Below are 12,969 nucleotides of genomic sequence, written 5' to 3' on the forward strand. Positions count from 1 at the left end.
TGGAGATGGCGGGAGCCGAACACCTTTCATTGATAAGCCGTTTAAAGACCGTTCAATAATGTTATACCTAAATCTGTACCCAAAATTATTAACGAATTGTCTCCCTAAGATGTTGGAGTCAAAGATGGGGCATATACGCTCAACCACCTCCCGATCCCCTATCCACCATCCTCGAAAAAACTAGCCACCCATGCCGACCGCACCAAGGGCTTCACCCTCGCCCACTACCTCTTCGACGTACAAAATCCGGCATTATGAATATAAATAACTGTATTTCTTTCGCTGATCCTTTCCTATTCTCTTGTTTCAGCAATATCTTGGTAAGAACGCAAACGAGAGCTACTGTCCAAACTTGTTGAAGGATGAACCAGAGCTGAAATTATCAAGCATTTGCGTACTTGCACGGAACGGAACAGTCTGCTTTTTCAGCATTAGACAGACCAGCCTAAACAATGTTAGGTGTATATAAGCCAAGTACGGCGGTTTTTTGCAAAATTATATCTGACGACAGTTAGGCCTATACGACTTGATTTGCTCTAAAAAGATGATGTTTTCAAGGGTATATACAAGTTAGAGATAATGCGACAAAAATCGCACAAAAACGTTTAGATTCGAAATAATAACTTATCAAGCAAATGAAGAAAGTAAGCACAAAGCCTTTAATATTTAGTGGGGTTTTTCTTTATCTAAACAATGAAAAACTATTAATTGATAGCTTTCAAGAACATCTTCAAGCTGGCCCTTACACTACTAATGATGAAAGTAAAGTTCAAATATTTAATATTGAATACGAAGATAATTATCTGAAAATAAATTTTGGAGAAGGAACAGTTGGACCAAGAAATCCAAATGTATTTAATTTTGATACGAAAGAAGAAGAACCAAATCCAAGAAAGAAAAATCAAGTTGAACCAAGACAAACATTTGCAATTGTAGATTTTAAAACTAGCTTTTTATGGATTAGTAATTCTAAAAAAAGATCTGCATTAATAGACTTATTCAAAGAGCACATCAAAACATCATCAATAACTATAAAAGAAATTTATGATGAAAAGCAATTTATAGCAATACTCAAAAGTCTTGATAATATAAAAATTTCTGCAGTGCCAGAGCTATTTAGTGAATCGGGATTATTAAGCAAAACTTTATCAGAAGAAATTAATGGTTATGAAGCCAGTGTAGCAACATTAAGTTTAGCGTATAATAACAGAATGACATCAGATTACTTAATAGAAAAAGTTAAATCTATTTTTAAGCAAAAAAATTTTTTAAAAAATATCGTAATTTCAGGGAAAGATGAAAATAATTTAGGAATGCTATTTAACACAGAAGGGTTTTCAAGAAAAATAGATATTGAAGCACTTGTAGATGAAGATGAAATGTTTACGGCAGCAGATGTTTACAATAAATTAATCAGTAAAATTAAAAAAGAAAATGCTTAAAAAGATTCTTTTAATAGCTTTTTCAATTGTTGTCATATTAATTTTTTCTTTAATGACCAACATTAATAACAAAGCATTTGACGTTGTTGCTACATTTTTATCTACAACTACAGGCTTTACAATTACTGCATTATCAATTATTGCAACGTCACCTTTTTCTAAAAATCTTTATGACCAAGAAAGCAAAAAAGATAATTCTAAAACTTTACTTCACGAGCTTGTAGATAAGTTTAGAGTTTCAATGATGCTTTTTATTGCTACAATAAGCTTAATAATATTTCTTAACCTATTTCCTGAAAATTATATTGCAACAACAATTACAATATTTAAAAACAAAATAACTACAATAGAAATCTTAAAATCAACTGCATTATACTTTTCGATTTTGTCGTTAATTTCATTTTTGATTCTATTTATTACATTTTCAAAATTCGTAATCAAATCAGGAAAGTCGATTAAATAAGCACTACCTCTACCACACGCTAAAACTCATGGTTAGTTGTTCGTTGGTTATAAAAAAAGCTTTCTATAAGCCGCCACTATATCTATCACTGGGTCGTTATTGGTAATTTAAAGCACGAGCCCATGAACTTTCAACAATTAAGAATGGTACGCGAAGCTGTAGAAAAGAAGGCTGTTTTATTAAAAAAGGTTGAGGGGAAATATCATGCAGTTGCAGGTGTACCATATTCTAATTATATTATTTTACAAATAAGAGAAAGAACATTTGTATTAGTACAGTCAAACATTTTTAAGGTAATTATAAAAAGCGTCTTAGTTATGGCGAACAACAAATTTCCTAAAAATTTTGGCACTGGAAATTCTAAAGATGTGTTAGAAGCGATTTACAACATAGAACCGTGGTGGGACATAGATAAATTTAGTGAAGTTTTAAAAAATGAACAGTTTTGTTATGTTGTGGAAATTAAGGGGGGTGAAATTTTAGAGAATGTTTTAAGAATAGATTTATTTAGAGAGTACAAGCAAATAAATAGCGTGAAAAATGATTTTGTTGGCGGATTATTCCATTGTTTAAAGCATTTCAGTTATAATGGCAAACCACTTTCCACTCACAAGCAAATAAACGATGTAAAATCACCAATGAATGTGATTGAAAAAATAGTAGAAATATTTTATTTTGGGATGCAGCTTAAACCAAATGGGAAAAATATAAATTTTGAAATTGGTATTGACGAAACTTATAAATATCATTTAGGGACTTTTTTCGAAGAGGCAACAGAAATATATTTTGTAAATACTTTATTCATTAGAAAAATGAAATAAAATACCGGTAACATTGCATAAACTGCCAAGGCTTTGTCCCGTCGCACACGGCCCACCATACAAAGCTCCGGCGCCTGGGCAGGGGACGTCAAATTATCGTTACCGCTGCCCCTTCTCATTTTTCCCATCCACCCAAAAAGCATCCCTCACCCTCCGCTTTCAGAACCGCCACTCCCCCGCAACTCCCTTTCAACCACCTCCAGCACATCATCGCGCTCCAGAACCAACCGCGCCAACTGCCGGTCAATCTCAAGCCGTAACGTCGGTGATGCAATTTTCTCCGCCACAGCCTTCGCCTTCGTCAAATACTCCAGGTCAGCGCCCCGGTCACGCAGCTCAAATCGTACCGGGTAAATAATCTCGATCTTTGCCTGTTCAAAATCAGTTCCTTCCCACCGGCAGAAAATTCTGAACAGCCGGTTCTCTGTCAACTCAAGCTGAGCCGCCTTTTGTGCCAGCAGCGTATTCAGAATCTGAAACTCCGTTTCAATGGCCACTGCCGAAGAAATCTGCGTTCTGTACTGCCTTAACGGCGTTAAATGTGCCATCCGGTTAATCATCTCAACCTTCCGCTCCATCGCATCGAGCAGCCCGGCAAGGGCATCAGCATCTGCCTGCAAGAGATAAGGCTTCTTTGCAGGCAAGGTATCCTCATCCATCACAATCACACCGCCTGCACCGGTACTTGCATCATCCTTTGCATTCTTCACCAGCGTCTTATGATTCGAACTCCGAATCATCTGCGAAAGCTCTGAAAGGTCATTATACAGGCTCATCTGCACCCGCGCCACATCCTGCAAATCACTGATTGCCAGCCCTGGCATCAGCGGCTTTGTGTTGTAATGCGGCACAGCAGGCACAACACCAATCGGATTCACCATTGTTGACTCCAGCACCGGCTCCTCCCGCCTTGTGGCGCGCCACACCTCAACGCTCTTTGGTGTCCATATCCGGTACCGGTAATCACCCGCGCTCTTCAAACCCTCCCGCACCTTCAGGTAGCTCAATTCAAGTTTCCCGAAGGGATTCTCCGTAAAATCCCAGTCAAGCACATGCTCCGGAAAATAGAGGCGCAAATACGGCCGCACATCGCGCTCAATCTCATCAGCCTTTGTGCGCACTTTCGCCGCAGGCTTATCCATCACAATCCAGCACACCCCAAACACCGAAGCCCACTCCTGAGATGATTTCATAAACTCATTGAGCGAGCACTCCTGCTTGTCAGCATTCACCGCCATCGCCAGCAAGGCGCGGTTATTTTCAAGAGATCCAAAGCTCCGCTTCGGCGGTTCACGCCAAATAAAGCCCGAATAGGTATGCACCACACTCTTGCAATGATTATCCATCGGAGTCTGCCGCAACCGCTCCGCATACGAAACCCGCCGCTCCTCATGATACCGGTACAACAACTCTGCCTCCTGCCAGCTCCGTCCGCCCCTATAAGCCCGGCCAAAAAACTCCCACTCCTTCAGATTCTCCCGATACACATCATGAACCTGCTCCAGCTCCGCCCGCTTTCCACTCTTTGCCATATCATCATCTCCTCGTCAACTCTCCATTGATTCACACCCTCCAATGTTCCGGCTGCCCCTTATAACTCCGTTGAGGCAAACGAACCGGAAACAACTTCTCAACCGGATACCCGATCGCATCCGAAGCATGCGTCAGCTCCGGTCGCGTCAACTTGTCAATCTCACCATTTTTCCAAGCCACCTGTTCCAGGTCACGCACCAGACAAGGGCAATTCTCCACCGTCAAGAGCCCCTCACGCAGCAACTTGTTCACCGCATTCACTCTGCTCTTCACCGGCGGATGAGCCGGGCGCGCCACAACATTAAACCCTTTATCCTTCAGAATCGTAAAATCCGTCTTGTCAGATGAACTCTTGCGCGCCCGTCCTGCCGGGTCCGGAAACACCGTTATACCCGGATATCGCTCATACAGCACATCCGCCAAATCATAGGTCGAAGCGTCCTGCAGCCGGATTTCATAAAAGCAGTGAATATGACGCTCATCAAGAACGGTAAACACCACCGCCGTCATGTAATCCACATTAAAATCAATGCCCGCCATAATTTCGCACCCCTCCGGCACCGTCCGGCCTCCGCAGTGCCGCAACCGGTCAAAATACTTGTACACCCGGCCCGCCGTAAGGTTCAAAAACTCACCATTCATATAAGCGCGCCGCTGCTGCTCATCAAACGCCTTCTCCAGCATCGTCACAAACTGAGTTGGCAAATGCACATTATCAGCCGTCCGCCCAACCACAACCCCCAGGTCATACTGCCCATCCAGGTTCCGCGCAACATCATACCCCCAATTCAACTGCTCCGGCGTCCCCGTCAAAAACAGCTCCCTGTGCTTCGCCGCCGGATGGCGCAACCGCGACAACACATTATCAAACACCACCTCCTTCATCAAAAACGGCTCATCAATCCCCGCACTCCCAAGGTTCGGCCCCTTCAGCGAATCAGGATGATCACCTGATCCAATCCAGATATTGCCATTCCAGTTCTTGATAAAAAACTCATGGTTCGTCTTGTGGTAGGTATACCGCGCACCAGCCGCATCAAGTAGCTCCGAAATCGAAATAATCACCGTCTTGCGCGCCTGCTTGTACGAAGGAGATACATACAAATGGGGAACAGGAGCATTTATATAGGAGCACCAGATTGAGCGCAACGCCCCAATCCTTGTTTTGCCGCACCCATACCCGCCAACCAGCAGCTTGATAAAATTCGGCAGCTCCCAAAACTCCCGCTGATGTTGCAGCATCCGCCTCTTGTCAATGACGAACTTCATCCCCGGCTCTGCTGTTGCATGAGCGCGGCAAACTGCTGATCATTCTTCTCTTTGGAACCATAGCTCGATCCCACCCAGAACGCATTCACATTCTTCAACTCGCTTGCCATAACGCCAAGGAGAAAAATCAGGGTATCCTTGATCGAACTATTAATCTGCACTCTGTTCCCCATCGATGCAATCAAGGTCAACAGCACCCCGAAAAAGCCCAGGTTGTAAATCACCGCAAGCGCAATCTGAGGCCACAGGTTCTTTGCCTCAACGGCCATATCGCGCGCGCCCTGCCGATCCTTGATCTCAAGCTCAAACACATTAATACCCTGCTGCAACATCTGCAGGTTATACTCATTATCAAGCTTCTGCAACGCAAGCCGCTCTTCGGGAGTCCACTTTTCAATCCGCTTCGCCAGCTCCTCTTCTGTTCCACCTTCACTGCCAAGCACCTTCCCGGCCAAAAACTTCACGGCACTTCCCGCAAGCGGGCCGCCAAGCGCTGTCGCCAAAACCGGAGCAGCACTGCCAAGTATCTTTTTCAGAATGTTCATCGCTACGCATTGGTATAATCAATAAAGCCCTTGTTGACCTCCTTCACCTTGCGAACCAGCCGGTACACTCCGCCCCCTTCGCGCGTCTTGCTTGCATCGGTATTCCCCTCAATGGTATGCAGCAACCCGCCGTTGATGCTTTCAATAATACCCGTATGGCCAAGTCCGGATCCATGATCCATAATGAAAACCATGCCGGGCATCACCAGCGAGGGATTATTGCGCGCATCATAAGCATTGATCCTTGCCGCCCCGGCCTCCTGGCACCTGTTCCAGTGGTCAAGGCACCCGCCAGTTTTCGGCATCGGGTTTTCTCTCCCCGCCAACCGCGCTGCTCCGTCAAAGCACCAATGCACAAACGCACAGCACCACGAATAACCGGGCGGCACATTAACACTCTTCAAATAAGCCTCAACCTCCGGGCCTCTGTTCGAGTTGCGAGGCTGTTCACGAACATTTTTAACCACTTCGCACGCCGCAACCGCAACAACACTCGCCAAAAAGCGCGAAGGTGGAGCACCGGCGCCGTCATGCTCATCATCATAAAAAAGGGCATGCCAGGTCAGCGGCCCAATCTCGCCATCCTGAACGAGCGGGCGCCCGGCAGCATCCACATTGCGCGCCTGAAACAGCATAACTGCTTCAACGGTTTTGCTTCCAAAAATCGGATCGTCCGTGTCAAGGCGGATTGAATCGTCAGTTTCAGCAGCGAGCAGCTCATTCAGTCGCTGCTTCACCGCCTTCATAATGACGCCATTGATCTCGCCGAGTTTAATGATGCTTCCGGGATAGTTCATCTCACTCCTCCGTTTAGGGTTTAGCATAATGGACAATTGCAACAATAAGCCCGATACCCTCCACCAGCAGGCCAAGAGCCGTCAGAATGAGGCCGATTTGCCATCTGCGGTTGCTTTCCATCCGGTCAAAAATCTTATTCACGGCTTTCTCCGTTTTGGTTTGCCTGTCTGCAAGCGCAACTATTTTTTCGCCCTGCTCAATAATGTGAGAGCAGCAAAAATCATCATTAGCCATAGTGCTTTCTCATTTTCTCTTGATAAGAACGCTCTGTATTTGCATATCAGAGAACCACTCCACAGATGGTCCCATAAGTACCCCAGGTGAGATAACTATTTCCTGTAACTGCCGCGCCAGCGCTTCCTCCCATTCCTCCAGTGCAATCTCCTAACTCAGCATAGTCATAACCACTCCCTGTCTCGCCGTCATTGCCAAGGTCTCCGCCATATCCTCCCGGATAGGCATTCAGCATCCACCAATTGCCATCATCAGGATTTTGCTCGGCATAGAATCCTCCGCTGCCGCCACCACCGCCACCGCCGCCGATTGTTCCGTTGTTCTGAATTGTTGTGTTTGAACTCACTATGAGCGCCGGGCCTCCATTTCCCCCTACTCCGCCTTGCGATGTATTGCCCTGAAATCTCCATTTAAGCGTACTGTCGCCTTCGGCAAAGTATCCACCAGTCAACAATTGACCGGGTTCACCGGTCAGGTAAATCGAGTTCATAAGCACCGTGCTCGACGAAAGCCCGCCAACGCCGGGGGTTCTTCCCGCGCCACCGCCGCCACCCCCTCCGGCGGCTGAGCCTCCCGCGCCGCCAGCACCCGCGATAGTGCCATTATTGACAAGCGTTACGGTATCACCCGTCACAAAATCCCTTATCCGCATTGCCGGGCTGCTTGCCGAATTGCTGCCTACAACAACACCACTATTAACCGTCACCGTAATGTCACTCTTGCCAGCGATATAGGTTGAGCCTACCTGATTTATCAGATCATAATTCAATGTGTCAGCCGACAAGACAATGGCAATCGTCACCCGTCCACTCCAGACAACAGTCCCATTGCAGGCTATACTGGTCAACACCGTGCCATTGAAGGTTGCAGCCGTTACGTCTGTCCCGTTATAGCTCAAAGTCATGTTGTGGTAATCGTCAGCGTTGTTCCCGTCAAAGAAAACTTTGCCCCTCCGTAATCCGTAGCACTTCCTTTCTGTTTGGCTGGAGTAAATCCAAGCGCATTGATCACATTCGCCGAAGTCACACTTACATTGCTCCCTGCCGGGCCCGGCGCGCCCCGTGGAGCTGCTTCAACCACAACAGCAGGTGCCGTTGTAACCACAATCACAACCGTGCTGCTCATCGCGTCTGATCCTTGGCCACGGTAAACGTCCCGGCCACATAGGTTCTTGGTTCACTGTTTATCGTCACCTCAATATCATACTGGTAGGTGCCGGGGGTATAGCTGGTCGTTTCCAAAGATGGGATTGACCATATCAGCACAGCATCCGCAATCTCAAGCCCGGCATCAAGGGTAAACTCCCCAAGCAAGCTCCCGTCACGCTTGCGAATCTGTATGCGGGCTGTTGCATCAGCAAGGTCAAGCGGAACGCCATCAACCGTAAAGCCGAACTGCTCAGAGAAGTAATCTCCCCTTACAATACCTGTGTTATATTTCCCCGGCAGATAAGCCGTATTCGTGCTCATAATTCCATCAATTATGGTTCACTACCCAGCCCCGGCTCTCAAGTTGAGCCACAAACACCAGATTCTCCGGAGTCACGTTCCCGTTACTCCCGCCGATATTCAGGTTCCCGTTATCAATCGCCGATCCGGCAAGGTTCCGGATAAATCGGTTGACATCAGCATCCGGGAGTGAAGTGTCCGAAAGGACAATCACCACACCATCCGGCCACTCAGGCACAAAATCGACTTCGCAGGCAATACCGGTTCCGGCAAGGCGAATCTCCTGCAACGATGCCGGAAGAGAAGAGACATCACCATCTACCATGCTGTTGCTCAAGTCAAGCTTCTGCAGAGCGGTCAAAGAGCTCAAACCAGTGATCGAACCATAAAGCGTCCCGTCACCAAGGGTGTTGAACTCCGTCATCAACTGTACATCACCCTTTAATACCAGGTCAAACCGTCCGGCAACCGGATAGACTGTTGCACACCGTTTTGTAACGCCTTCAAACCGGACCTGATAAGCCATGCCGCGCCCCCAGTTCAACGTCACAATTCCCGCCGTACCACTCAATTCCAGAGTCCGGCTTCCCGGTTCAAGAATTTTGTAATGCAACCCCATCATCTGGTGCGGATAATCCCTGTTCCGCCACCTGTCCCGGTCAACTGCTTGGCCCATGGCGTTCCACCCCCGCGCCGGTAACTGAGTCAACTTCTCATTAAACGGTATCATACCTTTCTCTTGTCATCTTCTCAGCCTCTGCCGCTCACTCACCGGCCGCATATCCACCCGCACAAACCCGTATCCCGTATCATACTCCACGCCTATAGTCAGCGTCTTCAAAAACTCCCGTTCATACTCACCCCGGTAAAACCGCATCATCTCAACCAGCCCCGAGCCGCCAACCGAAGCCGCCAGCCGGGGCAAAACGTACCACCCCAGCACCCGGGTTGTGCTCGCCGGAACCCACTGCACCGGGTTCAGTTTTTCCGAATCAAAATCAGGGTAGTTGTTCCAGACGGGAGTCACTCCGGCGTATAGCCCGTACTCTGAAGAGCCGTCAACCAACAGCGAACCAATACCACCATACGGGTAGGGAGTGCGGAGGTTCGGCCACCACCGCAGGCGCAAATCGGCAATCACATCCGCCGCCGCCTGCTCGTGGTACTCCGTAAAAGAGTCAACCCCATGCTCAAACACATAGGGCTGAATCCGCTGAAGGTCACTGTCATCACTAAAAATCATCGCTCATCTCCTCTTCATCCCCCAGCCATCTCAATCATCATCATCTTCTCTTCCTTTCGTGCCTTTTCGTGCCTTTCGGGCTTCAAAATCTTCCTCAGCGCCAAGCACTTATTTCCTCAGCTTGCAAGCCAGGTTCGGGTCAAGGCACTTCACCGCATACAGCACATCAAGGGCCACCTTCACATTCGAAGAGTCCGGTGCATACCAGATTCGAGAGCGCATCGCAAGCCCGCTCTTCTCATCCACAACGCTTGCAACCTTCGCATTGCCAAGCTTCTCGCCAATGTCCGACAGGGGCGCCATGGCAAGCGCAAACGCATTCTTGTGAAAAGCCATATTTTCGGTATGGTTGCTCAGGCTCACCGTCACCACTGCATTATCAGCAACATCCTGAGCCAGTGGAGGGTAGATTTGCACACCCGTAAACGCATTCCCCGATGCCGTCACCGGAGTGCTGTTCACCACCGCATAGCGCTGCGTGTCGCCTGCAATCGCAAACGTATCGCCAAACAACAGCGTGCCGGTTACTGTTGCCGCATCAAGGTTGATAAAGGTTGCTTCCTTCAGAAACGCGCCGTTAACGGCGAGCGTCCCCGTCGAAGCCGTACCCTTTACATGCGAGCCTACATTCTGGTTTCCGAAAATCTCAAAGCCGAGCCAGTTTCCGATAAACCCGGTTTTCAGTACCTCCTGAGCCGCAACACCGGCAAGGTTGTTATTGGCAAACAGCTTCTGAAATCCAGCCCGCATGGTCGAGCCAACCTCCAGATAGAGCTGCCCGTCATCCATCGGCACCCGGTTATCAAACATCACCTGCCCAACGGAGGTCAAATCATCCACCGCCGTTGTGGCCTGCGCATCCACATACCACGGTACATAACCGGCAAGTCCGTTCAGCTTCAAATCAATATCCTTGGCAATGGCATATACTGCCGGGCGGATATGGTCTGTGATAATCTGCTCACCGGTAAAGGTCAGCTCCTTGTCCGTCAGCGAAAACTTCACCTCCTTCCAGTAATCGAGCGACATCTCCACATAAGAGGTTGCCACACTCTGGTCATTGGAAGGCGCATCCTGAGCCTCAAAGGTTCCCGGCCTTTTGATCTCAATTTTTTTGCCCTTCTCTTTCACATCCTTGTCATAGCCACGGTGTACCCTTGATGCCATGCCCAGCGTTGCCTCAAGCGCAATTAAACCCTCCTGCGCATAAAAATAGGGATCATAAACTCCCAACGTATTCGTAGCCATTTCACTTGCTCCTCATCGTTTCATTCATAAAAATCGTAACCCACTTCATCCAACTCATCGTAACTCTCCTGTCATTTCGAATCCCGATGCAATCGGGTGAGAAATCTCTCTTACTTCTTCTCATCCCTCAGCACCCTGCACTGTTAACGTTCAATCACCACGGTCCTCCCCGCCTTCGCCGCCGCATCCCGCACCGCCCGGTACTTTGCCGGGTCCTTCGCATCCTCAACGCTCAGCTTGAATGCCGATTCGTCGCCGGTTGTTTCGGTCGTACTACCGCCCGCGCCACTTCCCGAAGGTCCAGCCGGGAGGTGGTGCGGGTTTGCTTGTAAAAAGTCATGCACAAACTGTTCAACCGTAACCGGCTTGCCGCTCTTGTACATCGGCGCTCCATTTTCACGGACTTCAACCTGATCGGTTTTCTGGTCATAGTGAACGTTCCCCTTCAGCAGTGTTACAATCTGAGCCGGGTTGATGGCTTTGGATGTCGAAGCCGCAGCAAGCAGGGTATTGTCAACCCTGATGGTTCGTAACTGTTCGGTAAGGGATGCAATATCTTTATCGCGCTGGCCAATCACCTCATCCTTCTCTTTGACCGTCTGTGCCAAAATCTTCTCAAAGTCACCCTTCTTCTCCAGCACCTCGCGCTCCTGCTGCGCCTTGGCCTCTTTGAGTGTCCGGTACTCTTCAACGTTCACATCGGCAAACTCTTTCAGTTTGCCTTTAATCAAGGCGTCAACCTCGGTCTGTGAATAGTTTTTTTTCTCTGAGCCCTGCGATTGTTCTTCGCTTCCGGCACCCTCGGTGTTCCCCGGCTGCCGCTCGTCACCCTTCTTCTCCTTTTCACCGTTCGTTATAGCCATACCAGCTCCAGTTTTATTTATCGCCACTCAATATTTGATATAATTATCAAATAAATATACTGAAACGCAGTAATAATTTGAAAGAAATATCAAATTAAAAGACGTGAAAATGCAAGGCAGCAGCGTGAATTATTGGGTAAAAATAAACCGGTGAAGCACTGTAAATCAAAGCGCTTGAGTATATTAATTCTTTGTTTTCTCTGTCAGCAGCTTCAATAAAGAGATAAAACTCTAAGCTGAGTAAAGGGAGATAAGATCAACTATTGCAGAAAAGATCATCGATAGAGGTAGGCTATAAAAAAAGAAACGCCCCCAACAAGTGAAGGCGTCAGACCGGAGATACTATCTCTGGTGATGTTATGGCTTCAATATAATCGTTAGTTATGAATAAAGAAAACACTCAACATGTAAAAGAAAGGGTGCAAGTCTATGTGGATGGTTTTAACCTCTATTTTGGCATGCTTGAAGCAGGGTATGACTACTGTAAATGGTTAAACCTGAAACTATTGGCAACAAACCTGCTGAAGCCGAATCAGGAATTGGTCTGTGTGAAATATTTTACCAGCAGAGTTAGTGACAACCCTGACAAGCAAAAACGGCAAACAACATATATCGAAGCACTTGAGTCAGAAGGAGTACACATCTTATACGGTCACTACCAGAGAAACACCATAGAATGCAAACGTTGCGGGAATATTTGGGCCTCCTACAATGAAAAAATGACCGATGTCAATATTGCCACTCAAATGCTGATAGGGGCCTATCAGAATCAGTACGATATGGCTATGCTGATTTCAGGCGATAGTGATCTGGTTCCTCCCATTCGTCAAATTCATGAACTATTTCCCTTGAAAAGGGTCTTTGTAGCATTTCCGCCAAAACGGCATAATCAATCTGTCGCATTGGTTGCAAAAGGTTCAATGACGATAGGACGAAAAAAACTGGTTGAGAGCCAGTTCAGTGAATCGGTGAAAAAACGAGATGGTTTTCTTCTGCAAAAGCCAACCGACTGGCAGTAAACGATTAGCTTTACGAAAGCATATAAGTGCTGGCAGCTCTAAA

The 12,969-nt window shown here is 47.3% G+C and carries 16 protein-coding genes; 4 read left to right on the forward strand and 12 right to left on the reverse strand.

Going from position 1 to position 12,969, the window contains the following annotated elements:
• The first annotated feature begins 635 nt into the window (after positions 1-635).
• The 3 genes from G9409_RS08215 (at position 636) to G9409_RS08225 (ending at position 2,726) form a co-directional block, all read left to right on the forward strand.
• Entirely contained in the window at positions 636-1,442 is an 807-nt protein-coding gene (locus G9409_RS08215; protein ID WP_166808313.1) for a hypothetical protein, read from the forward strand.
• Complete coding sequence (locus G9409_RS08220; RefSeq protein ID WP_166808314.1) at positions 1,435-1,905, forward strand: hypothetical protein; 471 nt, start codon at positions 1,435-1,437, stop codon at positions 1,903-1,905. Before G9409_RS08215 ends, G9409_RS08220 begins: the two co-directional genes overlap by 8 nt.
• Positions 1,906-2,027: 122 nt before the next feature.
• The gene (locus G9409_RS08225) at positions 2,028-2,726 is read left to right on the forward strand and encodes a hypothetical protein (protein WP_166808315.1); all 699 of its coding nucleotides are present in this window, start codon (positions 2,028-2,030) and stop codon (positions 2,724-2,726) included.
• A gap of 146 nt (positions 2,727-2,872) precedes the next feature.
• On the opposite strand, the gene G9409_RS08230 is transcribed toward G9409_RS08225, so the two are convergent.
• The 12 genes from G9409_RS08230 to G9409_RS08285 all read right to left on the reverse strand — a co-directional run bounded on the left by G9409_RS08230 (position 2,873) and on the right by G9409_RS08285 (position 11,907).
• Positions 2,873-4,258 (reverse strand): phage portal protein, encoded by a 1,386-nt coding sequence (locus G9409_RS08230; RefSeq protein WP_166808316.1) that lies wholly within the window; start codon positions 4,256-4,258, stop codon positions 2,873-2,875.
• A 31-nt stretch (positions 4,259-4,289) separates the two neighbouring features.
• Complete coding sequence (locus tag G9409_RS08235; protein ID WP_166808317.1) at positions 4,290-5,528, reverse strand: terminase large subunit domain-containing protein; 1,239 nt, start codon at positions 5,526-5,528, stop codon at positions 4,290-4,292.
• On the reverse strand, positions 5,525-6,073 hold the full coding sequence (locus G9409_RS08240; protein WP_166808318.1) for a hypothetical protein: 549 nt from the start codon (positions 6,071-6,073) through the stop codon (positions 5,525-5,527). The genes G9409_RS08235 and G9409_RS08240 overlap by 4 nt, the downstream gene beginning before the upstream one ends.
• Positions 6,074-6,075: 2 nt before the next feature.
• Positions 6,076-6,870 (reverse strand): CHAP domain-containing protein, encoded by a 795-nt coding sequence (locus G9409_RS08245; protein ID WP_166808319.1) that lies wholly within the window; start codon positions 6,868-6,870, stop codon positions 6,076-6,078.
• Between the two features lie 13 nt (positions 6,871-6,883).
• Entirely contained in the window at positions 6,884-7,105 is a 222-nt protein-coding gene (locus tag G9409_RS08250; RefSeq protein ID WP_166808320.1) for a hypothetical protein, read from the reverse strand.
• 46 nt (positions 7,106-7,151) lie between these two features.
• Positions 7,152-8,009 (reverse strand): hypothetical protein, encoded by an 858-nt coding sequence (locus G9409_RS08255; protein WP_166808321.1) that lies wholly within the window; start codon positions 8,007-8,009, stop codon positions 7,152-7,154.
• Positions 8,006-8,230: a hypothetical protein gene (locus G9409_RS08260; protein WP_166808322.1), complete on the reverse strand. Its 225-nt coding sequence runs from the start codon at positions 8,228-8,230 to the stop codon at positions 8,006-8,008. Before G9409_RS08260 ends, G9409_RS08255 begins: the two co-directional genes overlap by 4 nt.
• Positions 8,227-8,574 (reverse strand): hypothetical protein, encoded by a 348-nt coding sequence (locus G9409_RS08265; RefSeq protein WP_166808323.1) that lies wholly within the window; start codon positions 8,572-8,574, stop codon positions 8,227-8,229. Before G9409_RS08265 ends, G9409_RS08260 begins: the two co-directional genes overlap by 4 nt.
• A 7-nt stretch (positions 8,575-8,581) precedes the next feature.
• Positions 8,582-9,229: a hypothetical protein gene (locus G9409_RS08270; RefSeq protein WP_166808324.1), complete on the reverse strand. Its 648-nt coding sequence runs from the start codon at positions 9,227-9,229 to the stop codon at positions 8,582-8,584.
• A 66-nt stretch (positions 9,230-9,295) separates the two neighbouring features.
• A complete protein-coding gene (locus tag G9409_RS08275; RefSeq protein ID WP_166808325.1) occupies positions 9,296-9,796 on the reverse strand; it encodes a hypothetical protein in 501 nt (166 codons plus the stop codon).
• 108 nt (positions 9,797-9,904) lie between these two features.
• The gene (locus G9409_RS08280) at positions 9,905-11,044 is read right to left on the reverse strand and encodes a P22 phage major capsid protein family protein (protein ID WP_166808326.1); all 1,140 of its coding nucleotides are present in this window, start codon (positions 11,042-11,044) and stop codon (positions 9,905-9,907) included.
• 143 nt (positions 11,045-11,187) lie between these two features.
• Positions 11,188-11,907 carry a hypothetical protein gene (locus tag G9409_RS08285; RefSeq protein ID WP_166808327.1) on the reverse strand — a complete coding sequence of 240 codons (720 nt, stop codon included), beginning with the start codon at positions 11,905-11,907 and terminating at the stop codon, positions 11,188-11,190.
• Positions 11,908-12,290: 383 nt separating this feature from the next.
• Between G9409_RS08285 and G9409_RS08290 the strand changes: the two genes are divergently transcribed.
• Entirely contained in the window at positions 12,291-12,926 is a 636-nt protein-coding gene (locus G9409_RS08290; protein ID WP_166808328.1) for an NYN domain-containing protein, read from the forward strand.
• Positions 12,927-12,969 lie beyond the last annotated feature (43 nt).

Origin of the sequence: Candidatus Chlorobium masyuteum (assembly GCF_011601315.1) — a bacterium.
GTDB lineage: Bacteria > Bacteroidota > Chlorobiia > Chlorobiales > Chlorobiaceae > Chlorobium > Chlorobium masyuteum.